This is a genomic window from Hamadaea tsunoensis DSM 44101, from assembly GCF_000428945.1.
Taxonomy (GTDB): Bacteria; Actinomycetota; Actinomycetes; order Mycobacteriales; family Micromonosporaceae; genus Hamadaea; species Hamadaea tsunoensis.
This window is the reverse complement of sequence record NZ_AUAX01000014.1, coordinates 1-21,941: the sequence shown is the minus strand read 5'-3', so window position 1 is coordinate 21,941 and position 21,941 is coordinate 1. Positions and strand designations below refer to the sequence as shown.

Sequence of the window (21,941 nt, the reverse complement as noted above, 5' to 3'; positions counted from 1 at the left end):
CGGAGCCCGTGCGGTCCTCGTCGCAATCGGTCGTGCCGACGCGTACGCCGCCCCCGCCGTTCAATCCCAAGGGCCGCAAGAAGCGCCGCAAACTGCCGCTGTGGCAGGAGATCCCGCTGCTGGTCGTGATCGCGTTCGGGATCGCGTTCCTCGTGCGCAGCTTCCTGTTCCAGGCGTTCTACATCCCGTCGGGTTCGATGGAGGAGACGCTGACCCTCGGCGACCGCGTGCTCGTCAACCGGGTCGTGTACGACTTCGGCGAGCCCCACCGCGGCGACGTCGTGGTCTTCAAGGGCCCGCCGAACTGGGCGCCCGAGTTCCAGCCGGACCCCGACGCCAGCTTCTTCAGCAAGGTCGGCGGCGGCCTGAGCGACCTCGTGGGCTTCGGCAAGCCGGGCGAGAAGGACTTCATCAAGCGGGTCATCGGCCTGCCCGGGGACCGCGTCTCGTGCTGCGACGTCAAGGGCCGGATCTTCGTCAACGGCGTGCCCATCGACGAGCCCTACGTCACCAAGAACGCCAACAAGGACAGCCCCAAGACGCCCGGCCAGTGCGGCCCGCGCCAGTTCGACGAGGTCGTCGTCGAACCCGGCACGCTGTTCGTCATGGGGGACAACCGGTTCATCTCCCAGGACTCCCGCTGCCGTGGCACGGTGCCGATCGACAACGTGATCGGCCGGGCCGGAACCATCGTGTGGCCGGTCAGCCGGTGGGGGAGCCTGTCGCAGCCGGACCCGTTCAAGGACGTCCCGCTGCCCTCGGCGGCGTCGATGGGCGTACTGCCCCCGCGCCGGGGCACGGAACCGTTGTCGGCGGTCGTTTTGCCGATCGCGGTACCGGTGTGGCTCGCCCGCAGGAACACAGCTTGGTCGCGTAGGCTTCGCGCGTGATTGACGAGCAGACCAAGTCGAAGAAGAGCGGTAGCAGCGGATCGTTCTGGCGTGAACTGCCCATTCTCCTGATCGTGGCTCTCGTGGTCGCGTTCCTGGTACGGGCGTTCGTCGTGCAGACGTTCTTCATCCCGTCGCAGTCGATGGAGCACACGCTCAACATCGACGACCGGGTGCTCGTCAACAAGCTCGTCTACGACTTCCGCGACCCGCACCGCGGCGAGGTGATCGTGTTCGTGTCGCCGGAGTCCTGGCGCTCGGACCCGACCGAGAAGGACTTCATCAAGCGCGTCATCGGCCAGCCGGGTGACCACATCACCTGCTGCGACGCCCAAGGACGCATCCAGGTGAACGGACACCCGCTCGACGAGCCCTACATCCTGCCCAACAGCGACCACACCGGGCAGCCCGCCGCGCCCCAGCCGTTCGACATCGTCGTCCCGGCCGGCCGCCTGTGGGTGATGGGGGACAACCGCTACTCGTCGGGCGACTCGCTGCAGAACTGGCGCGCCCACAACGACATCCAGCAGGCCACGATCGACGAGAAGGACGTGGTCGGCCGGGCCTTCGTGCTCTTCTGGCCGTTCAGCCGGATGACCTGGCTGTCCGTGCCCGACACGTACGAAGGCGTACCCTCACCGTCATGATCTTCCCCGGCGGCCGCGAGCTCTTCGGATTCGACCCGGCCGTCAGCTACCTGAACCACGGCTCGTTCGGCGCGGTGCCCCTCCCGGTGCGGGAGGCGCACCGCGCTCTGCTGGACGAGGTCGACGCCAACCCGATGGCCTGGGCCCGCCGGCTGCCGGACCGCGTCGCCGCCGCCCGCGAGCGGCTCGCCCGGTTCCTGGGCGCCGATCCGGCCGCCTGCGCCCTGATCGCCAACGCCACCACCGCCACCGCGCTGGTCCTGCACTCCCTGCGCGTACGCCCCGGCGACGAGATCGTCACGACCGACCACGCGTACAACGCGGTGATGACGGCGCTGGAACGGTTCGCGGGGCGTACCGGTGCGGTGGTGCGGGTGGTACCGATCGGGTTGACGGCCGGCGATGACGAGATCGTCGAGGCTCTCGCCGCGGCCGTCCGCCCCCGCACCCGGCTCGCGATCGTCGACCACGTCGCGTCGGCCAGCGCGAAGCTGTTCCCGATCGAGCGGATCTCGGCCGTGCTGCGGGCGGCCGGCATACCGCTGCTGGTCGACGCCGCCCACACGCCGGGAATGTTCGACGCCGAGGTGGACCGGGTCGGCGCGGACTTCTGGGTCGGCAACTTTCACAAGTGGGGGCTCGCACCCCGGGCGACCGCCCTGATGGCCGTCGCGCCCCAGTGGCGGGAGTCGATCGAGCCGCTCGTCGTCTCGCACTCCGACCCGCTCGGCTGGCCCCAGTCGATCGAGCACCAGGGCACCCGTGATCTCACCGCCTGGCTGGCCGCACCGGCGGCCCTGGATCTCCTGGAGTCCCTCGGCCTCGACCGGGTACGCGCGTACAGCGTCCAGATCGCGGCGTACACGCAACGGGTCGTCGCCGAGGCGATCGGGGCGCCCGTGATCGAAACGGGCGCGGGAGTGCCGATGCGGGTGATCCCGCTGCCCGCCGGGGTCGCGCCTGACCAGACCGCCGTGGATCGGCTCCGGGCCCGGATCGGCGAGGAACTCGGCGTCGAGATCAACCTGAACCTGTGGCGTGACACGGCTCTGCTGCGGGTGTCGGGGCAGATCTACGTCCGCTCCGAGGACGGGGATCGGCTCGCGGCAGGGCTGCCCCGGCTGCTGGGCTGAGGGCTGCTGGGCTGAGGACTGCCGGGCTGAGCGGCTTCAGGCGAATCTTCTGTCGGATCAACGACAGTGGGTCGAGGTAGATCCCGCCCCGCCGCGCGCCCCAGTGCAGCCCCGCGGCGTGCCCGCCGGCCGTGAGGAATCCGATCACCTGACCGGCGTCGACCCGGTCGCCTCGGCGTACCAGCGGGGTCACGGGTTCGTAGGTGGTGCGGATCCCGTCGGGGTGATCGATGCTGACGACGCCGAGGCCGGCCACCGTCCCGGCGAACGCCACCGTTCCGGCCGCCGCGGCGCGTACGCCGTCGCCGGGCCGGCCCGCGAGGTCGACGCCGCGATGCCCGGGCAGCCACGGCTCCGGGGGCGGCTCGAAGAACCGCACCACGGGACCGGGAAGCGGCAGCGTGTAGGCGATGGCCGGTACGGGTGCCCCGGCGAGCACCGAGGCGATGAAGGCGAGAAGGAAAGCCACCCGGCGATCGTCGGCCCGGCAGCCGGACCGGCGGAAGGTCGCGATCATCGAAACTGTGGACGGCCCCCGTTTGTGGACGACGCGGACGGCGGGAGATGTCACTGTCGGGTACGCCGTCTAGGCTGGCCGGTGTGCAGGAGTTGACCGAGGCGGTGGCGGCGCGTCAGCCGACGCCCCGCCGCGCCGGCCGGGTGCTCCTGGTCGACGCGCAGGAGCGCGTGCTGCTGTTCCAGGGCTTCGACCCGGCGGTGCCGGAGGTCCGCTTCTGGTTCACCCCCGGCGGCGGCCTGGAACCGGGTGAGTCGCCCGCCGAAGGGGCCGCCCGGGAACTCGCCGAGGAGACCGGCCTGCGGATCGATCCGGCCGACCTCGGGGCGCCCGTGCACTCGGACGTGACCGAGTTCTCCTTCAGCGGCACCGTCTTCCGCCAGGAACAGGATTTCTACCTCCTCCGGGTCGCCTCGTGGACGGTCGACACGGCCGGATTCGACGAGGTGGAGCGGCGTACGGTCCAGGAACACCGGTGGTGGAGCGGCGCGGACCTGGCCTCGGCCGAGGACGCGTACTACCCGCCCGCGCTGATCGACATCCTGCGGAAGGCGCTGGCGCCATGCTGATGCCGCCGAAGACGGTGACCCGGCGCGAAGGCGGGATCTACGCGCTGGAGCGCTCGCTGCGCCGGCGCGGCTTCACCCGGGTGGCGGGCGCCGACGAGGCGGGGCGCGGCGCGTGCGCGGGACCGCTCGTGGCGGCGGCTGCGATGCTGCCCGACGGCAAGTCCGGCGAGATTCCCGGGCTCGCCGACTCCAAGCTGCTGACGCCGCTCGCCCGGGACCGGATCTACGACGAGGTCGTCAAGCGCGCCTCGGCCTGGTCCGTGATCATCATTCCCGCGGCCGACGTGGACCGCCTCGGCCTGCAGTTCTGCAACCTCTCGGCGCTGCGCCGGTCCCTGGCCACCCTGACCCTGCGCCCGGATTACGTCCTCACCGACGGCTTTCCGGTGGACGGGGCCGGCGTACCCGGGCTGGCGGTCTGGAAGGGCGACCGGGTGGCGGCGTGTGTCGCCGCGGCGAGCGTCCTGGCGAAGGTGACGCGGGACCGGATCATGGTCGAAATGGCGGAGAAGTTCCCGGAGTACGGCTTCGAGGTGCACAAGGGGTACACGACGCCGGAGCACGCGGCGGCGCTGCGCGAGCACGGACCCTGCCCGGAGCACCGCTTCTCGTACGCCAACGTCTCCTCGGCGGAGGCGGCCGGACGGGCGCTCGATGGGCGGGTCGAGCCCGCTCGCGGTACGGTGGCAAGCGCCGGCGCTCCGCGTGCTCGCGCGGGCGGACCGGTGGATGCGGACGCGGCCTCCCCCGAGGTCGTGACCGTGGCCGCGGCCTCCCCGCGTGTCCGCGCGGACGGGAACGTCGGCGTGGCGTCCGGGGACCCGGCCGCCCGGCGGCGCCGTGTGGGGGAAGATGTGGGCATGGAGGGCGTGCGATGAGCGCTGAGGATCTCGAAAAGTACGAGACCGAGATGGAGCTTCAGCTCTACAAGGAGTACCGCGACATCGTCCGCCAGTTCTCGTATGTGGTCGAGACCGAGCGGCGGTTCTACCTGGCCAACCAGGTCGATCTTCACGTGCGCAACTCGGACGGCGAGGTCTACTTCGAGGTCGAGATGCACGACGCGTGGGTCTGGGACATGTACCGCCCGGCCCGGTTCGTGAAGAACGTGCGGGTGATGACCTTCAAGGACGTGAACGTCGAAGAGCTGGAGAAGCCGGACCTGTCGCTGCCGAGCGACATCTGATCGGCGGGCGAGGCCGGGCGGAGCCGCCCGGCCTCATCCCATCCGGAGACGCCGTCCCTGAGCCGCGGGCCGCGCATCGGCTGCGGGAGGCTTCAGGCCGGCAGCCGGTAGCCCTCGTCCGCTTCTTCGAGCAGGCCGCGCGTGACCAGCGACGGCAGCTTCGCCAGGGCCTCCCGGAGCGGGACGCCCGCCGTCGCGGCGATGTCCGCGGCCCGTGCCGCCCGCCGCCGGGGCACCGCGTCCATCAGCCGCGCGTCGGTGTCGTCGAGGAAATCCGACGGCCGCTGCGGTCCGAGCACCGGCGGCGCGAGATCCACGCCGATCCGGCCGACCTCCTCCACCACGTGCTCCACCGTCGCGACCGCCTGGACCAGGGGATTGCGCAACTCGTCGTGGCAGCCGACCGAGGTCGCCGACGTGACCGGCCCAGGCACGGCCATCGCCGCCCGGCCCAGCCGCAGCGCCCGGTGCAGCGTCTGCCGTGAGCCGCTGCGGGCGGCCGCCTCCACCATCACCGTCCCGAGCGTCAGCGCGGCGATGACCCGGTTGCGGATCAGGAACCGGTAGCGCAGCGGCTCGCTGCCCGGCGGCCACTCGCTCACCACCAGGCCCTCCTCGGCGATCGACTCGACCAGGCCCGCGTGGGCGAGCGGGTACACCCGGTCGAGGCCGCAGGCCAGCACCGCCACGGTCGGGCCGCCCGCCTGCAGAGCGCCCCGGTGCGCGGCGGCGTCGATGCCGAACGCGGCCCCCGAGACCACCGCGTACCCCCGCTTCGCCAGCCCGTACGCGAGTTCGCCCGCGACATGCGTCCCGTACGCGCTCGCCGCCCGGGCGCCGACGACCGCCACGGATCGGGCGGTGAGACCGGCGAGCGGGCGCCAGCCGCGTACCCAGAGGCACAACGGCGGGAACACGTCCCGGTCCACCGCCGGCGGGCCGGGCCGGGAGATCCGGGCGAGGTCGCCGAGCCGGTCGGGCCACTCGTCGTCACCCGGGACGATCATGCGGCAGCCGAGCCGGTCGGCCTCGGACTCCCGGCGTTCCGCGAGGGCCGCCGGCGCCTCCTCGTCGAGCCGCTCCCGGATCACACCGGTACGCCGCCGCAGCCGGTCGAGCGCCTCGACAGGCCCGTACGCGGCCACGGCCCGGTGGACGTCCGCTCGGCCTGGTTCGGTCACGCAGGCGAGCACGATCCGGGCCCGCCGCTCGTCGTCGGTGGTCATGTTCGCTCCTCGGCTTCGGTGGTGTCCGGACGGTCGCGGGTGCTGTCCGGACGGTGGCGGTGATGGACGGTGCTGTTCAGTGGGCGGCCAGGCGCAGGCCGAGGGCGGTGGTGACGTCCTCGCGGCCGGGCACGGGCGCGCCCCGCAGGTCGGCGATCGTCCAGGCGACCCGCAGCACGCGGACGACACCGCGGGCGGAGAGCTGCCCCGTGTCGATGCGGTGCCGCACGTCGGCCGTCGCCGCGTCCGGCAGCGCCAGGGCGGACCGGTCGGCCTCCGCGTTGAGCCGCCATCCCCGCGTACGCCACCGTTCGGCGGCCGCGGCGCGAGCCTGGGCGACCCGGGCGGCCATGGTCGCGGAGTCCTCCGGCGCCGCCGCCGATTCCGCCCCGAGCAGGCTCGCCGCGGTCACCGCCTCCAGCCGCAGATGCAGGTCGATCCGGTCGAGCAGCGGCCCGGACAGGCGGCCGAGATATCGCCGGCGCTCCAGCGGCGTGCACTCGCACCGGGTATCGCCGCCCGGCTTCGCGCAGCGGCACGGATTCGCCGCCGTCACCAGCTGTACGCGCGCCGGCAGCGTGACGATCTCGCGGGTCCGGCCGAGGCGTACGACGCCTTCTTCGAGGGGCTGCCGCAGGGTCTCCAGGACGGCCTTGGGGAACTCGGCGACCTCGTCGAGGAACAGCACTCCGCGATGGGCGAACGACAGCGCGCCCGGCCGGACGAGTCCGCTGCCCCCGCCGATCAGCGCCGCCGGGCTGCTCGTGTGGTGGGGCGCCATGAACGGCGGGCGGCGTACGAGGCCGTCGCCGGGCAGCTTGCCGGCGATCGAGAGGATGGACGTGACCTCGATCGCGTCGGTGTCGTCGAGCGCCGGCAGGATCGTCGGCAGCCGCGCGGCCAGCATGGTCTTGCCGGCCCCGGGCGGCCCGATCATCGACAGGTGATGGCCGCCCGCCGCCGCGATCTCCAGGACGAACTTGGCGTACTCCTGGCCGGCGACGTCGGCCATGTCCACTGTGGCCGGATCCGGCCCCGGCCGCCGTGCCGCGGGTACGCCGAGCGCCGCCCCGTCGCGGACGAACCGGATGACGTCGTTGAGCGAGTCCGCCGTGCGTACGCCCGCCCCCGGGACGAGGGCCGCCTCGCCGCCGTTGACGGTGGGCACGATCGCCCGCAGGTGTCCGGCGCGGACCCCGGCGGCCACCATCGGCAGCACGCCCCGGACCGGCCGGAGCCGGCCGTCGAGGCCCAGCTCTCCGATGAGGACGGTGCCGTCCAGCGGGGCGAGCGGCAGCCGGCCGGTGCCACCGAGCAGCGCGATCGCGATGGCCAGGTCGTAGCTGGACCCCTGCTTGCGTACCGGTGCGGGCAGCAGGTTGATCGTGACCCGCCGGGCCGGCCACTCCTCGCCCGCGTTGACGACCGCCGCGCGTACGCGGTCGCGGGACTCGTGCAGGGCGGCGTCGGGCAGGCCGGAGACGACGAACTGGGGCAGGCCGAACGCGATGTCGGCCTCGACCTCGACCACCTGGCCGGCCGTGCCGGTCAGGCCGGCGCTCAGCACCCGGGCGTAGCTCACCTAGAACACGCCCCGAGCATGGTCGATCCCGGGCCCGTTGCCGGGGCGCGGGGTGACGCTGATCACGTCGAACCGGATCTCGGCCGCCTCGTCGCGGGCGTGCGCGGCCAGCCAGAGCATCGCCAGCCGGCGCAGGCGGGCCGCCTTGCGACCGGCGACGGCATCGAGCCCGGTCCCGAACGTGCTCCCACGCCGGGTCTTGACCTCGCAGAACACCACGGTGCCGCCGTCGGCCGCGACCAGGTCGATCTCGCCCTCGCGGCAGCGCCAGTTCCGGTCGATGATCGACAACCCCCGACCGGCCAGGTACGCCTCGGCGACGTGCTCGCCCCAGGCGCCCAGTGCGCGCCGAACTCTCGTCATGGCAGGCAGCCTGGCCCGCGCCGGCGATCGCGGCCAGCGGTCCGATGATCGGGATGTGGATGCCGAGAGTTTGTGGAAAACCGGCGTGCGGTCACCCCCGGGGTGGCGGATCGGGGCGAAACGGCTTACGGTTCCCGTCCGTGGATACAGAGCGCGGATACCCCGACGGACGCTGGTACCCCGACGACCGTGGCGCGGCCGAGCCCGACCGGCGTGATCGCCGCGGCGGCTTCGACGACCGGTCCTCCCGATCCCAGCGCGGCGGCTACGCCGACAACGGCACGGTCTACGGCGCGGAGCCGGGCGGCTACGGCGGCCCCGAGCAGCGCTACGGCGGCTACGGCGAGGCCGGCTACGGCGAGACCGGCTACGCCGACAACACCTACGGGCGTACCGAGCCGGCGCCGGCTTTCGAGCCGCCGCGCAGCGCGGTCCCGATCGATCCGCGTACGCCGCCGCCGCCGAGCGGGTTCACCTCGCACTCCGCCGATCCGGGCCCGGCCGAGCAGCCGTCCCGGTCGCAGCGCGGCGGTGAGGTCTACCGCAGCCGCAAGCCGTTGCACGCGGCCGCGCTCGGCATCGGGCTCGGCATCCTCGAACTCGTGATGCTGCTGGTGCTCCTGCGCGGCATCGTCGGGCTGGACGCGCACCGGGTGCTGGCCGGCGGCCTCACCGTGATCGCCCTGCCCCTCCTGGGCATCGGCATGTACGCGTTGATCACCGGCGCCGGCCACGGCGGGCCAAAGGCCTTCCTGCGGCCGCCGCTGGCGTACCTGCCGGTGGCCCTGGTCCTCCTGATCGCGGCGGGGGCCGCGGCCTGACCCCGCGTTCCGGACCGCCGGGCGGACGCCTGATGCCGCTGCAAGAGCGGGTCGGGCAGGGGCGTACACTGGTCAACCGGTGACCGCCACGCGCGGTCAACTTCGCGCGCCCATCTCCTGATCACGCGACTTTGTGCGATCGGACACGCGCGGCCCTCCCCTGGTCCCGTTCGCGGGCCACCCGAGGCCGTGGTGGGGCGCCAGGGCGCGGGCCAGCCGGTCCGTGCGACAACCAGGGACAGGCAAGGAGCCATCACATGGCCGTCGTCACCATGCGCCAGCTGCTGGAGAGCGGTGTTCACTTCGGGCACCAGACCCGGCGCTGGAACCCGAAGATGAAGCGATTCATCTTCACCGAGCGCAACGGCATCTACATCATCGACCTCCGGCAGACGCTCGACTACATCGAGAAGGCGTACGAGTTCGTGCGCACGACGGTCGCCGAGGGCGGTTCGGTGCTGTTCGTCGGCACCAAGAAGCAGGCTCAGGAGGCCGTCTCCGAGCAGGCGAGCCGGGTGGGCATGCCTTACGTCAACCACCGCTGGCTGGGCGGCATGCTGACCAACTTCCAGACGGTCTACAAGCGGCTGCAGCGGATGAAGGAACTCGAGGCGATCGACCAGATCGGCCAGGAGAAGGGTTACACCAAGAAGGAGACCCTTCAGCTGCAGCGCGAGAAGGAGAAGTTGACCAAGACCCTCGGCGGTCTGCGCGACATGCAGAAGCTCCCGGCGGCGATCTGGGTGATCGACACCAAGAAGGAGCACATCGCGGTCGACGAGGCGCGCAAGCTGGGCATCCCGGTCATCGCCGTGCTCGACACGAACTGCGACCCGGACGAGGTCGACTTCCCGATCCCGGGCAACGACGACGCGATCCGCTCGGCCGAGCTGCTGACGCGGGTCGTCGCGGCGGCCGTGGCCGACGGGCTCATCGCCCGGTCGGGCAAGGCGACCCGCGGTGGCGCCGACACCAAGCCCCAGCCGGGCACGGTCGCCGGCGACGAGCCGCTGGCCGAGTGGGAGCGCGAGCTGCTGCAGGGTGGTGCCGCCAAGGCGGCCGAGGCCGCTGAGCCCGCCGCCGAGGCTGCGGCCGAGGCCCCGCTCACCGAGGCGGTCGCCACCGACGCGGAGATCACCCCCGCTGCCGAGTGACCTCGGCGTCTTGCGAGCCCCGCGGGCGGGCGACCGCCTGCGGGGGATCTCTCTCACAGAACTAGGGAAGAGTCAGACATGTCTTACACCGCTGCAGATGTCAAGCGCCTGCGTGAGCTCACCGGCGCCGGCATGATGGACTGCAAGAAGGCCCTGGAAGAGGCCGAGGGTGACTTCGACAAGGCCGTCGAGATCCTGCGCGTCAAGGGCGCCAAGGATGTCGGCAAGCGGGCCGGCCGGACCACGGCCAACGGCCTGGTCGCCCACAGCGGCAACGCCCTGCTGGAGCTGAACTGCGAGACCGACTTCGTGGCGAAGAACGCGGACTTCATCGCGCTCGCCCAGAAGCTGGTCGAGCACATCGCCGCGATCAAGCCGGCCGACGTCGACGCCCTGCTCGCCTCGCAGCTCGACGGCAAGAACGTCGCCGACGTCCTCCAGGACGCCTCGGCGACGATCGGCGAGAAGCTGGTCGTGAACCGCTTCGCGATCCTCGACGGCGACATCGCGGTCTACATGCACCGCAAGAGCTCGGACCTGCCGCCCCAGGTCGGCGTGGCCGTGCAGTACGCGGGCAAGGGCGACGAGGCCGGCCTCGACGACGCCCGCTCGGTGGCGATGCAGATCGCCGCGATGCGGCCGAAGTACGTGACCCGCGAGGAGGTCCCGGCCGAGGTCGTCGAGTCCGAGCGGCGTATCGCCGAGCAGACCGCGATCGAGGAGGGCAAGCCCCAGGCGGCTCTCCCGAAGATCATCGAGGGCCGGGTGAACTCCTTCTTCAAGGACTTCGTCCTGCTCGAGCAGGCGTCGGTCACCGACCAGAAGAAGAGCGTCGCCCAGGTGCTGAAGGAAGCCGGCATCGAGGTCACCGCGTTCACGCGCTTCGAGGTCGGCCAGGCCTGAACGGCGTGAGAAGCGGGGAGGTCGTTGGTGAGAGCCACGGCCTCCCCGTGGCATATGGTCTTCTGGCGAACACGAAGGGGTGGGAGTAAGTGACCGAGCAGACCACACGGGCCCGGCGGGTCGTTCTCAAGCTGTCCGGCGAGGTGTTCGGCGGCGGCGCGATCGGCGTCGACCCCGATGTCGTGTCCGGCATCGCGCACCAGATCGCCACCGTCGTACGCCGTGGCGTCCAGGTCGCGGTCGTCGTCGGCGGCGGCAACTTCTTCCGTGGCGCCGAACTCCAGAAGCGCGGGATGGACCGGGCCCGGGCCGACTACATGGGCATGCTCGGCACCGTCATGAACTGCCTCGCCCTGCAGGACTTCCTGGAGAAGGAGGGCATCGAGACACGCGTACAGACCGCGATCTCGATGGCACAGGTCGCCGAGCAGTACATCCCGCTGCGGGCCATCCGCCACCTGGAGAAGGGCCGCGTCGTGATCTTCGGCGCCGGGGCCGGCATGCCGTACTTCTCCACCGACACCGTCTCGGCCCAGCGGGCGCTGGAGATCCACGCCGACATCGTGCTGATGAGCAAGAACGGCGTCGACGGCGTGTACACGGCGGATCCGCGTACCGACCCGGACGCGGTCAAGCTCGACTCGCTCACCTTCGACGAGGCCCTGCGCCAGGGGCTGCGCGTGGCCGACCAGGCCGCCTTCTCGCTCTGCGCCGACAACGGCCTGCCGATGCTGGTCTTCGCGGCCGAGGGCGACGACAACATCGTCCGCGCGGTCGGCGGGGAGAAGATCGGCACGCTCATCACGGCGTAACGGCCACCCCGGCAGACCCCGGGCGCACGTGACAGACTTTTGAGTACCACTGCATAAGGAGGCGACGAAGCCCGTGATCGACGATGCGCTCCTCGAGGCCGAGGAGAAGATGGACCGGGCGGTCGAGCACGCCAAGGAGGAACTCGCGGCGATCCGTACGGGTCGCGCCAACGCGTCCATGTTCTCCAAGATCGTGATCGACTACTACGGCACACCCACGCCGTTGCCCCAGATGGCGTCGGTCGCCGTGCCCGAGCCCCGGATGGTCATCATCAAGCCCTACGACGCGTCGCAGCTCGGCGCGATGGAGCGGGCCATCCGCGACTCCGACCTCGGGGTCAACCCCAGCAGCGAAGGAACCCAGCTGCGCATCCTCGTCCCCCCGATGACCGAGGAGCGCCGCCGCGACATGATCAAGGTCGCCCGCACCAAGGGCGAGGAGGCCAAGGTCGCCGTCCGCAACGTACGCCGGCGGGGCAAGGAGGAGCTCGACCGCATCGTCAAGGACGGCGAGGCGGGCGAGGACGAGGGCCGCCGCGCGGAGAAGGAGCTCGACGAGCTCACCCACCGCTACACGGCCGCCGTCGACGAGCTGCTCAAGCACAAGGAAGCCGAGCTGCTCGAGGTATGAGGCGGTCGGAATCGGACGAGCCGTCCCCCGGCTGGGGCGCGGGCTCCAGCGCGTACTCGCGCCTCCGGGGACTCAGTGACGACTCGGAGGCCGGCGGCTTCTTCGACCGCACCGACGATCGCGACGAACGCCCGGAGCCGCCCGCCGAACCGGCGGCGGCCCGGGGGGTGCCGAGCATGCCCCCGGCCCGGGACGACGTGCCGACGGGGGAGTACGCGCAACCGCCGATCGAACCTGAGCGCGCCGAAACGCGTACAGGCAGAAGGAGAAAGCGGGAAGCGGGCCGCAACGTGCCCGTGTCGATCGCGGTGGGCGTGCTGCTCGCCGCGACGGTGCTGGGCGTGCTGTTCTTCGCCAAGCCCTTCTTCGTGCTGGTCCTGCTCGCGGCGGCCGGCGTGGGGATCTGGGAGCTGGTGCGGGCGATCCGCAACAGCGGCGCGAACCCCCCGCTGATCCCGCTGCTGGCGGGCGGCGCGGTGATGCTGGGGCTGTCCTGGTTCCGCGGCGTCGAGGCGCTGAGCCTCGGCCTGCTGATCTCGGTGCTCGCCGTGTTCGTCTGGCGGCTGGCCGACGGGCCGGCGGGCTACCAGAAGGACATGGGCGCCTCGGCGCTGATCCTGCTGTACGTGCCGTTCCTGCTCTCGTTCGCGTCGCCGCTGGCCACGCCGGACGACGGGCAGTGGCGGATCCTGTGCGCGCTGGCCGCCGTGGTGCTCTCCGACACCGGCGGATTCGTGGCGGGCGTGCTGTTCGGCAAGCATCCGATGGCCCCGACGATCAGCCCGAAGAAGAGCTGGGAGGGGTTCGCGGGCTCGCTCGTGGGCGCCGGGCTCATCAGCGCGATCCTGCTGGCCACACAGCTGCACGTGAAGCCGTGGTGGGGCGCGCTGTTCGGCATCGCCGTCGCGGTCGCGTGCGTGCTCGGCGACCTGGCCGAGTCGCTCCTCAAGCGCGACCTCGGGATCAAGGACATGAGCAACCTGCTGCCCGGTCACGGCGGCCTCATGGATCGCCTCGACTCGATCCTGTTCGCGCTGCCCACGGCGTACCTGCTGCTGAGCCTCCTGGCTCCCGTCAAGTAGACGGCAGCGTGACGGGCGCCACCGTCGCTCCGGGGTCGGCCGGGCGCGTGGGAGACTGGTACCGCCATGACTGAACTGCCGCTGCTCTCCGTCGACCGCGCACCGATCGTTCTCGGCCGGGGCTCGGGCGAGCCGGCCGCCGCCGCGCGTCACCGCGCCAAGCTGCCGCCCCGCCACCTCGCCGACCTCGACCTCGCCGCGCGGCGTACCGCCGTCGCCGGGCTGGGGGAGAAGGAGTTCCGCGCCACGCAGCTGTCCACGCACTATTTCGCGCGCTTCGAGCGCGATCCGGCCGGCATGACCGACATTCCGGTCGCGGCCCGTGACAAGCTCGCCGCCGATCTGCTTCCCCACCTCCTCACCGCCGTACGCGAGCTCGCCTGCGACGACGGCGCGACCCGCAAGGCGTTGTGGCGGCTACACGACGGTTCGTTGGTCGAGAGCGTGCTGATGGGGTACCCAGACCGCGTGACCGTCTGCGTCTCCAGTCAGGCCGGCTGCGGCATGGCCTGCCCGTTCTGCGCCACCGGCCAGGCCGGGCTGACCCGTAATCTCTCGACCGCCGAAATCGTGGACCAGGTCGTCTACCTGGCCGGGCTGGCCGCGGCCGGCGGCGTACCGGGCAGCCCGAACCGGCTCAGCCACGTCGTCTTCATGGGGATGGGCGAGCCGCTGGCCAACTATCCCCGTGTCATCGAGGCGGTCCGCCGCCTCACCGCCCCGGCGCCCGAAGGGCTCGGCCTGTCGCAGCGGCACATCACCGTGTCGACTGTCGGACTCGTTCCGGCCATGCGGAAGTTGGCGGAGGAGGATCTGTCCGTCACTCTTGCGCTCTCGCTGCACGCACCCGATGATGAGCTGCGCGACGAACTGGTACCCGTGAACCAGCGCTGGAAGGTAGCCGAGGTGCTCGATGCCGCATGGGCGTACGCGCACCGCACGGGACGGCGCGTCTCCATCGAGTACGCGATGATCAGGGACGTCAACGACCACCCGTGGCGGGCCGACCTTCTGGGGCGCCTGCTGGCGGGCAAGCTCGCCCACGTCAACCTGATCCCTCTCAATCCCACACCCGGCAGCAAATGGGACGCCAGTCCCAAGCCTGTGGAACGAGAGTTCGTGCGAAGGCTGCGAGCGGCGGGCGTCCCGACTACTGTGCGTGATACACGGGGGCGGGAAATAGACGGAGCGTGTGGACAGTTGGCGGCTAGCGAGGAGCAGGCATGAGCGGATCGGGCGGCCAGCGTTTCCGGCGGCGAGCCGTACGCCGTGGCTACAAGGTCGATGAGGTGGACATCTTCCTCGACCGCGTCGAGGGGACGCTGAACGGCGTGCCGGGGGCGCACGTCACCTCGCAGGAGGTTCACGACGTCGTCTTCCGCGTCCGTTTCGGCGGTTACGACGAGTGGCAGGTGGACCTGCACCTCGACCGGGTCGAGCGGCAGCTCGCCGAGCTGGAGGAGCGGGCCAAGCAGCCCGGCCGCGGCGAGGCGCTGCGCGCGACGGAGCGTCCGGCGGGCCCGCCGGCACCGCCGTCGACGCCCCTGCCGACGCGGCCCGTGCCCCAGCCGCAGCGGTTCGAGCCCGAGCCCGCGTTCGGCGGCGCCGGCGGCTTCGAGGGCATCCGGCGCGATCCCGGTGCGACCCTGGGCACCCCCGGCGGCCTCGGCGCCCCCGTGGGCATGTCCGGCGGCCCCGGTGGGCTCGGCAACCCGCCCAACGGCTCGATCGGCGGCCCCGGCGACCGTCCCGGCTTCGGCGACCGTCCCGGCCTGGACCGCCAGGGTGGGCCGGACCGGCCCGGCCTGGACCGGCCCGACGGCATGCCCCAGCGGCCCCTGAACGGCTCGCCCGTCGGCGGCCCCGGCTCCGGTGGTCCTGGCGGCCCCGGCGGATTCGACGGCCCGCCCGGGTTCGACCCCAGCCGGCACGGCAAGACCGACATGACCACCGAGATCCGCATGCCGACGGACGACACGGGCCGGTTCAGCACCATGCCGCCGCCCGCCCCGCCGACCTTCGACCGGCCCCCGGCGTACGGGCAGCCGTCGTTCCCGCCGCGCAGTGACAGCTACGGCCCCGGCCCGGAGTTCGACCGGCCGTCCGCCGGCACCTACGGCTCGCCGTCGGCGGGTTCCCCGGCGCAGTCGCCGTTCGGCGGTCCGGCGCCCTCGACCCTCGGCGGTTCGCCGCTGGCTCCGCCCGGTGGTGGAATGAACCCGCCGGCCGGTGGCGGCGGTGCCGAGGCGCAGCGGGTCGACCAGATGCGGCGTACGTTCCAGCTGCGCCGGTTCGGCAGCGGCTACGACCCCTCGCAGGTCGACCGGCTGTTCGACGGGGTGCTCTCGTCGCTGGCCGGGCACAATTCGGCCCCGCTCGGCGAGACGGAGCTCGACCCGGCCCAGTTCAGCCTGGTGCCCGGCGGCTACTACGAGGCCGAGGTCGACGCCGCCCTCCGTGAGGTACGCGACATCGTCCGCCGCCGCTGATCCGCCCGACGTGAAAGGCGCCGCCGACCCCGGCCGGGGATGGCGGCGCCTTCGTCGTGCAGCGCTGGTGTCAGGTGCTGCGCAGGCCGTTGCGGCGCAGCACCGCGTCGCTGATGAGGATGATCGCGATCGTCGCCGCGATGCCGATCAGCCAGAGGTCCTCGACGTGTCCCTCGTGGTTGCCGATCGTCATGAGCAGCAGCGCGAAGATCGTCAGGGTCCCGGCGATCCGGGCCGCCTTGATCGGCGTCGGCTTGTGCTGATCGGGGGAGGTCACGGGTTCGTTTCCGGCCACGATGGCGTCCTTCCTGGCGTTACTGTCCCGCTCAGTCTGGCATGCGTACGCCGTCCGGTAGCCTCGGGGCGAGGGTTTCGGGCCGAGGGGCTTCTAGTAAGGGGCAAGACGTGCGCATCACGGGTACGGGCCATGCGAGCATGCGGATCGACACCGAGGCGGGCAGCATCCTCTGTGATCCGTGGGTGAATCCGGCGTACTTCGCTTCTTGGTTCCCTTTCCCGGACAATTCCCAGCTCGACTGGGAGACGCTCGGCGACTGCGACTACCTCTACGTCTCGCATCTGCACCGCGACCACTTCGACGCCGCGCACCTGAAGCGGTACGTGTCGAAGCGGGCGACCGTGCTGCTGCCGGAGTACCCGACCAGCCAGCTCGAGGACGAACTGCGCGACCTCGGCTTCACGAAGTTCTACAAGACCGTCTCGGACGAGGTGCACGAGCTCGACGGCGGCCTGAAGATCATGATCCAGGCGCTGACCTCGCCCACCGACGGTCCCATCGGCGACTCCTCGCTCTGGGTCGAGCACGACGGCGTACGCGTGCTGAACCAGAACGACGCTCGGCCCACGGATCTGCAGCGCTTCGCGGAGCTGGGCCACGTGCACGCGCACATGCTCCAGTTCTCGGGCGCCATCTGGTACCCGATGGTCTACGAGCTGCCGCAGTCGGCCAAGACCGCGTTCGGCAAGCAGAAGCGCGACCGGCAGTTCGACCGCACGTGGCGCTACATCGACGACCTGAACGCGTCGTGGGTCTTCCCGATCGCCGGGCCGCCGTGCTTCCTCGACGACGAGCTGTGGCAGTTCAACGACATCTTCGGCGACGAGGGAAACATCTTCCCCGACCAGTCCGTGTTCCTCTCCGAGTACGCGAAGGTCGGCGGCACGAACGGCATCGTCCTGCTGCCCGGCTCGGTGACCGAGCTGACCACGGAGTCGGCGAAGACCGAGCACCCGACCGACGTGGACGAGTACTTCGCGAACAAGGAGACGCACCTCAAGGCGTACAAGGAGCGGCAGGAGGCGACCATCGCCCGGGAGAAGGCGTCGTGGTCGCACCCGGAGATCGATGTGCTCGCCGGCATGAAGGCGCGCATCGAGCCGCTGCTCGACGAGTCCGTACGCCTCGCGCAGGGGGTCGGCGGCCCGGTCCGGTTCGACCTGACCAGCCCCGAGGGCGACGTGGTCGAGTCGATCGTCGTGGACTTCCCCGGCAAGGAGGTACGCGTCGCCGCCGACGAGAAGGTGCGCTACCGCTTCCGGACCGAACGGCGGCTGATCGAGCACCTGCTGCACATCGACGAAGGCGACTGGGTGAACTCCCTGTTCCTGTCCTGCCGGTTCTCGGCGGCGCGGATCGGGCAGTACAACGAGTTCGTCTACGCCTTCTTCAAGTGCCTCTCCGAGGAGCGCCTGCAGTACGCCGAGGGCTGGTACGAGTCGCGCCGCCCCGACGCCGAGGACATCGTCCTGGGCGGCTGGAAGTTCCAGCGGCGCTGCCCGCACCTGAACGCGGACCTGACCCGGTTCGGCATCGTCGACGGCAACACGCTGACCTGCCAGCTGCACGGCTGGCGGTTCGACCTCGCCAGCGGCCGGTGCCTGACCAGCGTCGGGCACGAGATCCGCTCCGAGAAGGCGCCCGAGCGACCGGCCGAATAGCGCTCCAACGGCCGGCCGAACAGCAGGTCAGGCGGTCAGCTGGCGGAGCATGTCCTCGAGGTTCTCGCGGAACAGCGGCTCGGCGTCCGACGCCGCCCACCGCAGGTGCCCGAAGATCTCCGTGGTGATCGCGCCGGACAGCCGCGCCCAGCCGTTGACGAAGTAGACGATCCCCTCGGGCGGCAGCTTGTCCGTCAGCAGCTCGACGACGACCCCGTCCAGCGACTCCAGCACGCCCGGCAGCAGGGCCGGCGGTGGCGTACGCCGACCGGCCCACGCCTCCGCGAATGGACCCAGGAAGGCGAGCGTGAAGTCGACCGCCGCCTCCATCTTCTCCACGGCGGGACCCTCCTGCGGGGTGTCCCCGGTCAGCAGCACCGGTGCACCGCAGATCAACGCGTACTCCTGCGGGTGGCTCAGAGCCCACTCCCGGTACGCGAGGCACATCGCCCGCAGCCGCGAGACGCAGTCGGTCTGGGCGTCGCGTGCGGCGACCACCGAACGGGTCATGCTCCGGTAGCGGTCGGCGCAGAGGTCCTCGGTGAGCGATTCGAGACTGTCGTAGTAGCGATAGAGCGCGGCGGCCGTGAGACCCATGTCACGGGCGATCGCGCGGAGCGAGATCGCGCTCGGGCCGCCCGTGCTGAGCTGCGCGAGGGCGGCGGCACGGATCTCGTTCATCGTCGCCTCGCGAAGCCGTTCCCGGCGGTTCGTCGCCACGTTTCTCCATCCCTCTTGACACCGGGCAAACGCCGTAGGCAAAGTAAACGGCGTTGGCAAAGTGAACGGCGTCATCACAATAAACAGCGTTGGCACAATAAACAGCGTTGGCAAAACAAACAGTGTTAGCTCAGCTTACAGGCGTGCACAGCTTATCGCGAGATCTCCGAGGGGGAGGAATCATGTGGGGGAAGGCCGTGTACCGGCTGCGCTGGCCGGTGCTCATCGCGGCGGTCGGCGTGCTGCTGGTGAGTGGTCTGTGGGGGACCGGGGTGTTCGGCAAGCTCACCGGCACCGGTTTCGAGAACCGCAGCAGCGACTCGTACGTCGCCACGCAGAAGATCCGTGACATCTTCGGCGACCAGGCGATCGACCTGGTCGTCCTGTACACCGCGCCGGACGGGATCACGGCGCACCAGGCCGACATCCAGGCCACGGTGCAGAACGTGAAGGGCCGCGCCGACGTGACCGACGTCCTCTGGGACCCGGCCAGGATGACCTCCACCGACGGCAAGTCGACCTACGTCGGCGTACGCCTGCGCGGCGACACCCAGGACGCCAAGCGCGAGCTCTACGACGGCGTACGCCCGGCGCTGGACGCACCCGGCGTGACGACCGAGGTCGGCGGTGCGATCGCGTTCCTCAAGGCGGTCAACACGCAGACGACCAAGGACATCACGTTCGCCGAGACCGTCTCGATGCCGATCCTGCTGCTCCTGCTCATCCTGATCTTCCGCGGCCTGGTCGCCGCGGTCACTCCGCTGGTCGTCGGCGTCATCGCCACGCTCGGCGCGTTCACGGCGGTTCGCCTGATCACGTTGGCCACCGACGTCTCGGTCTTCGCCATCAACATCATCACGATTCTCGGCCTGGGCATGGCGATCGACTACGCCCTGTTCATCGTCAGCCGCTTCCGGGAAGAACTCGCCGCGGGGCACGACACTCCGGAAGCGTTGCGGCGCACGCTGAGCACGGCTGGGCGTACGGTGCTCGTCTCCGGGCTCACGATCGTGCTCGCGCTCTCTTCGCTGCTGGTCTTCCCACAGATCTTCCTCAAGTCGATGGGCTTCGGGGGCATGGCCGCCGTCGCCGTCGCCATGATCGCGTCGCTCACCGTCCTGCCCGCCTTCCTCGCCGTCCTCGGCCCGCGCATCAACGCCGGCCGCCTCGGTTTCCTCGGCCGCGGCCGGGAGAGCGGCGCGTGGGCGCGTCTCGCCACGAGCGTCATGAAGAAGCCCGTCTGGTACGCCCTCGGCGTCATCGTGGTGCTCGTGGTCATCGCGCTGCCGGTGCTGAAGATCAGCTTCGGCGGGTTCGACGAGCGGCTCCTGCCGCCGGACTCCACGGTGCGGACGGTCAACGACCGCCTCGACTCCGGGTTCACCGGCGCGGGTACCACCTATCCGATCCAGGTTCTCGTGACCGGTTCCGGCGACCTTCAGTCCTACGTGGACTCGGTCGGGCATGTGCCGGGCGCGACCGGTGCGGCCGTCTCGGCGCAGCAGGGCACGGACACGCTGATCAGCGTGACGTACAAGGGTGAGCCGTCCTCGCCGGAGGCGCGCGACGTCGTCCGGGAGATCCGCGCCCTGCCCGACCCGGCGGGCGCCACCGTCCAGGTCACCGGCCGCTCCGCCACGGACCTGGATCTCCTCGACAGCCTCGGCGACCGCCTGCCGTACGCCGCCCTGATCATGGGGCTCGCGACGTTCCTGCTGCTGTTCCTCGCCTTCGGCTCGATCATCCTGCCGATCAAGGCGGTCCTGATGAACCTGATCTCGCTGGGCGCCAGCTTCGGCGTGGTCGTCTGGGGCTTCCAGCAGGGCCACCTCGCCGGGCTGATGAACTTCACCGCGACCGGCTTCCTCGACCCGACCAACCTCATCCTCGTCCTCGTCATCCTGTTCGGCCTGGCGACGGACTACGAGGTCTTCCTGCTGTCCCGCGTACGCGAGGAATGGGACGCGACGGGTGACAACACGACGGCGGTGGCCCGGGGCGTCCAGCACACGGGCCGGATCATCACGGCGGCCGCGCTGCTGCTGGTCATCGTGGTGGCCGGGTTCGCGACCGGCGAGATGATGTTCATCAAGATGATGGGCGTCGGCATGATCGTCGCCATCGTGGTCGACGCGACCCTGGTCCGGATGGTCCTCGTCCCGGCGACGATGCGGCTGCTCGGCCGCTGGAACTGGTGGGCGCCCGGACCGCTCGGCGCGATCTACCGCCGCTTCGGCATCAAACACGACTCCACCGCCGCCGACCCGGCTCCCGCCGACGCCCGGGACCCGGTCCACGCCTGAGTACCCGCGCCCGACCCTGCCGGTGCCCCTTGACGGGCGCCGGCAGGGTTTTCCGTACGGGCGACGGCCGCGCACCCTGAACGCGTGATGTTCGAGACCGAACGACTGATCGTCCGTCCGTGGGAGTCCGCCGACGCCGCCCGCGCCTTCGACATCTACTCGAAGGAGGCGGTGACGAAATGGATCGGCATGGACAAGCCCCTGGACGACCCCGCGCAGGGCGAGAAGATGATCGCCCGCTGGGCCGACCTCGCCGCGAAGCACGACCACCGCTACGGCTGCTGGGCCGCACAGATCAAGGAGACCGGCGTCATCGCCGGCACGATCCTGCTGGTCCCGCTGCCTGATCCGGCCGACGGTCGGTTCCCGGGCGCCATCGAGGTCGGCTGGCATTTCCACCCCGACTCCTGGCACCGCGGCTACGCCACCGAAGCCGCCCGCGGCGCCCTCCAACTCGCCGACTCCTACGGCCTCACCGAGATCTTCGCGATCGCCTGGCCCGGCAACGATCCGTCGCTCGCCGTCATGCGCCGGCTGGGCATGTCCTACCTGGGCCGCACCGACCGCTGGTACGACCGCGAAGCAGAGTGCTACGTCTTGCGATAACTTCAAGATCACATTCATGTCCCGGGTTCGTCGATCTCACCTCCGCTCCTCCCGCGGGAGACCGTTCCGCCCCTATCGCTGCGCTCCGGGGACTCCACTGCCAGGTTTCCGGGGCGAAGCATCCTTCACCGCGGTCCGGTCGCCGCTTCACCCTTCACCCCCGAGCCTTTGTCGCGACTGTCCGACTTGTGCCCCGAGATGGTCGGCGATTGCCCGGCGTGCACCCGAGATGCTCGACGATCTTGCGCGAATGCCCCGAATTTCGTCCGGTGTACCCGGAATGCCCGAACATTCGCGCAAGATCGTCGACCGCAGGGAAGATCGGGGCCCTGGCCGGTCTGGGCTTTG

At 71.0% G+C, this 21,941-nt stretch carries 23 protein-coding genes; 17 read left to right on the top strand and 6 right to left on the bottom strand.

All coding sequences use genetic code 11. The features are described from left to right. Positions 1-32 precede the first annotated feature (32 nt). Genes lepB (G401_RS46865) through G401_RS0119480 form a run of 3 tightly spaced genes read left to right on the top strand, consistent with a single transcriptional unit; the run spans position 33 to position 2,670 of the window. Entirely contained in the window at positions 33-890 is an 858-nt protein-coding gene (gene lepB / locus G401_RS46865; protein ID WP_051366919.1) for a signal peptidase I, read from the top strand. Further along, positions 887-1,537: a signal peptidase I gene (lepB, locus tag G401_RS0119485; RefSeq protein WP_027343832.1), complete on the top strand. Its 651-nt coding sequence runs from the start codon at positions 887-889 to the stop codon at positions 1,535-1,537. The genes lepB (G401_RS46865) and lepB (G401_RS0119485) overlap by 4 nt, the downstream gene beginning before the upstream one ends. Further along, positions 1,534-2,670 (top strand): aminotransferase class V-fold PLP-dependent enzyme, encoded by a 1,137-nt coding sequence (locus G401_RS0119480; protein WP_027343831.1) that lies wholly within the window; start codon positions 1,534-1,536, stop codon positions 2,668-2,670. Before lepB (G401_RS0119485) ends, G401_RS0119480 begins: the two co-directional genes overlap by 4 nt. Here the strand turns inward: G401_RS0119480 and G401_RS54825 are convergent. Then, positions 2,558-3,139, bottom strand: coding sequence for a M23 family metallopeptidase (locus G401_RS54825; protein WP_245601790.1), 582 nt, complete (start codon positions 3,137-3,139; stop codon positions 2,558-2,560). The genes G401_RS0119480 and G401_RS54825 overlap by 113 nt on opposite strands. A 131-nt stretch (positions 3,140-3,270) precedes the next feature. On the opposite strand from G401_RS54825, the gene G401_RS0119475 reads away from it, so the two are divergent. The 3 genes from G401_RS0119475 to G401_RS0119465 are packed head-to-tail and all read left to right on the top strand — an operon-like array spanning position 3,271 to position 4,942. Further along, positions 3,271-3,756, top strand: a complete 486-nt coding sequence (locus G401_RS0119475; RefSeq protein ID WP_245601789.1) for an NUDIX hydrolase — start codon at positions 3,271-3,273, stop codon at positions 3,754-3,756. Continuing rightward, on the top strand, positions 3,750-4,634 hold the full coding sequence (locus G401_RS0119470) for a ribonuclease HII (RefSeq protein ID WP_027343829.1): 885 nt from the start codon (positions 3,750-3,752) through the stop codon (positions 4,632-4,634). The genes G401_RS0119475 and G401_RS0119470 overlap by 7 nt, the downstream gene beginning before the upstream one ends. Then, a complete protein-coding gene (locus G401_RS0119465) occupies positions 4,631-4,942 on the top strand; it encodes a DUF2469 domain-containing protein (RefSeq protein ID WP_027343828.1) in 312 nt (103 codons plus the stop codon). Before G401_RS0119470 ends, G401_RS0119465 begins: the two co-directional genes overlap by 4 nt. 92 nt (positions 4,943-5,034) lie before the next feature. Here the strand turns inward: G401_RS0119465 and G401_RS46860 are convergent, their stop codons facing one another. The 3 genes from G401_RS46860 to G401_RS0119450 all read right to left on the bottom strand — a co-directional run bounded on the left by G401_RS46860 (position 5,035) and on the right by G401_RS0119450 (position 8,113). Continuing rightward, the gene (locus tag G401_RS46860; protein WP_034592328.1) at positions 5,035-6,168 is read right to left on the bottom strand and encodes a DNA-processing protein DprA; all 1,134 of its coding nucleotides are present in this window, start codon (positions 6,166-6,168) and stop codon (positions 5,035-5,037) included. Between the two features lie 76 nt (positions 6,169-6,244). Then, positions 6,245-7,750, bottom strand: a complete 1,506-nt coding sequence (locus G401_RS0119455; RefSeq protein ID WP_027343827.1) for a YifB family Mg chelatase-like AAA ATPase — start codon at positions 7,748-7,750, stop codon at positions 6,245-6,247. Beyond that, complete coding sequence (locus G401_RS0119450) at positions 7,751-8,113, bottom strand: YraN family protein (RefSeq protein WP_027343826.1); 363 nt, start codon at positions 8,111-8,113, stop codon at positions 7,751-7,753. It lies immediately after the preceding gene. A 140-nt stretch (positions 8,114-8,253) separates the two neighbouring features. Between G401_RS0119450 and G401_RS0119445 the strand changes: the two genes are divergently transcribed. The 8 genes from G401_RS0119445 to G401_RS0119410 all read left to right on the top strand — a co-directional run bounded on the left by G401_RS0119445 (position 8,254) and on the right by G401_RS0119410 (position 16,005). Further along, on the top strand, positions 8,254-8,934 hold the full coding sequence (locus G401_RS0119445) for a hypothetical protein (RefSeq protein ID WP_027343825.1): 681 nt from the start codon (positions 8,254-8,256) through the stop codon (positions 8,932-8,934). A gap of 257 nt (positions 8,935-9,191) precedes the next feature. Then, positions 9,192-10,088 (top strand): 30S ribosomal protein S2, encoded by an 897-nt coding sequence (gene rpsB / locus G401_RS0119440; RefSeq protein WP_027343824.1) that lies wholly within the window; start codon positions 9,192-9,194, stop codon positions 10,086-10,088. A 78-nt stretch (positions 10,089-10,166) separates the two neighbouring features. After that, positions 10,167-10,991, top strand: coding sequence for a translation elongation factor Ts (tsf, locus tag G401_RS0119435; protein WP_027343823.1), 825 nt, complete (start codon positions 10,167-10,169; stop codon positions 10,989-10,991). Between the two features lie 89 nt (positions 10,992-11,080). Continuing rightward, complete coding sequence (pyrH, locus tag G401_RS0119430) at positions 11,081-11,803, top strand: UMP kinase (protein ID WP_027343822.1); 723 nt, start codon at positions 11,081-11,083, stop codon at positions 11,801-11,803. A gap of 73 nt (positions 11,804-11,876) precedes the next feature. Continuing rightward, positions 11,877-12,434, top strand: coding sequence for a ribosome recycling factor (gene frr / locus G401_RS0119425; protein ID WP_027343821.1), 558 nt, complete (start codon positions 11,877-11,879; stop codon positions 12,432-12,434). Then, positions 12,431-13,516, top strand: a complete 1,086-nt coding sequence (locus tag G401_RS46855) for a phosphatidate cytidylyltransferase (RefSeq protein ID WP_051366866.1) — start codon at positions 12,431-12,433, stop codon at positions 13,514-13,516. Before frr ends, G401_RS46855 begins: the two co-directional genes overlap by 4 nt. A gap of 66 nt (positions 13,517-13,582) precedes the next feature. Beyond that, positions 13,583-14,743 carry a 23S rRNA (adenine(2503)-C(2))-methyltransferase RlmN gene (gene rlmN / locus G401_RS0119415; RefSeq protein WP_034592325.1) on the top strand — a complete coding sequence of 387 codons (1,161 nt, stop codon included), beginning with the start codon at positions 13,583-13,585 and terminating at the stop codon, positions 14,741-14,743. After that, the gene (locus G401_RS0119410) at positions 14,740-16,005 is read left to right on the top strand and encodes a DivIVA domain-containing protein (protein ID WP_027343819.1); all 1,266 of its coding nucleotides are present in this window, start codon (positions 14,740-14,742) and stop codon (positions 16,003-16,005) included. The genes rlmN and G401_RS0119410 overlap by 4 nt, the downstream gene beginning before the upstream one ends. A 70-nt stretch (positions 16,006-16,075) precedes the next feature. Here G401_RS0119410 and G401_RS0119405 read toward each other — a convergent pair whose 3' ends face one another. Next, entirely contained in the window at positions 16,076-16,300 is a 225-nt protein-coding gene (locus G401_RS0119405) for a DUF2631 domain-containing protein (protein WP_027343818.1), read from the bottom strand. Between the two features lie 116 nt (positions 16,301-16,416). Here G401_RS0119405 and G401_RS0119400 point away from each other — a divergent pair, with 116 nt between their 5' ends. Then, the gene (locus G401_RS0119400) at positions 16,417-17,964 is read left to right on the top strand and encodes a Rieske 2Fe-2S domain-containing protein (RefSeq protein WP_027343817.1); all 1,548 of its coding nucleotides are present in this window, start codon (positions 16,417-16,419) and stop codon (positions 17,962-17,964) included. A gap of 27 nt (positions 17,965-17,991) precedes the next feature. On the opposite strand, the gene G401_RS0119395 is transcribed toward G401_RS0119400, so the two are convergent. Next, the gene (locus tag G401_RS0119395; protein ID WP_027343816.1) at positions 17,992-18,684 is read right to left on the bottom strand and encodes a TetR/AcrR family transcriptional regulator; all 693 of its coding nucleotides are present in this window, start codon (positions 18,682-18,684) and stop codon (positions 17,992-17,994) included. Between the two features lie 182 nt (positions 18,685-18,866). On the opposite strand from G401_RS0119395, the gene G401_RS0119390 reads away from it, so the two are divergent. Then, positions 18,867-20,987, top strand: coding sequence for an MMPL family transporter (locus G401_RS0119390; protein WP_027343815.1), 2,121 nt, complete (start codon positions 18,867-18,869; stop codon positions 20,985-20,987). An 87-nt stretch (positions 20,988-21,074) separates the two neighbouring features. After that, positions 21,075-21,593: a GNAT family N-acetyltransferase gene (locus G401_RS0119385; RefSeq protein ID WP_034592319.1), complete on the top strand. Its 519-nt coding sequence runs from the start codon at positions 21,075-21,077 to the stop codon at positions 21,591-21,593. The last annotated feature ends 348 nt before the right edge of the window (positions 21,594-21,941 follow it).

Excerpts from the sequence above, each read along its gene's own strand:
- G401_RS0119480 (WP_027343831.1), top strand. The coding sequence starts at position 1,534 with ATGATCTTCCCCGGCGGCCGCGAGCTCTTCGGATTCGACCCGGCCGTC.
- G401_RS0119470 (WP_027343829.1), top strand. The coding sequence starts at position 3,750 with ATGCTGATGCCGCCGAAGACGGTGACCCGGCGCGAAGGCGGGATCTAC.
- G401_RS0119465 (WP_027343828.1), top strand. The coding sequence starts at position 4,631 with ATGAGCGCTGAGGATCTCGAAAAGTACGAGACCGAGATGGAGCTTCAG.
- G401_RS46860 (WP_034592328.1), bottom strand. The coding sequence starts at position 6,168 with ATGACCACCGACGACGAGCGGCGGGCCCGGATCGTGCTCGCCTGCGTG.
- G401_RS0119450 (WP_027343826.1), bottom strand. The coding sequence starts at position 8,113 with ATGACGAGAGTTCGGCGCGCACTGGGCGCCTGGGGCGAGCACGTCGCC.
- rpsB (WP_027343824.1), top strand. The coding sequence starts at position 9,192 with ATGGCCGTCGTCACCATGCGCCAGCTGCTGGAGAGCGGTGTTCACTTC.
- tsf (WP_027343823.1), top strand. The coding sequence starts at position 10,167 with ATGTCTTACACCGCTGCAGATGTCAAGCGCCTGCGTGAGCTCACCGGC.
- G401_RS46855 (WP_051366866.1), top strand. The coding sequence starts at position 12,431 with ATGAGGCGGTCGGAATCGGACGAGCCGTCCCCCGGCTGGGGCGCGGGC.
- rlmN (WP_034592325.1), top strand. The coding sequence starts at position 13,583 with ATGACTGAACTGCCGCTGCTCTCCGTCGACCGCGCACCGATCGTTCTC.
- G401_RS0119410 (WP_027343819.1), top strand. The coding sequence starts at position 14,740 with ATGAGCGGATCGGGCGGCCAGCGTTTCCGGCGGCGAGCCGTACGCCGT.
- G401_RS0119390 (WP_027343815.1), top strand. The coding sequence starts at position 18,867 with ATGTGGGGGAAGGCCGTGTACCGGCTGCGCTGGCCGGTGCTCATCGCG.
- G401_RS0119385 (WP_034592319.1), top strand. The coding sequence starts at position 21,075 with ATGTTCGAGACCGAACGACTGATCGTCCGTCCGTGGGAGTCCGCCGAC.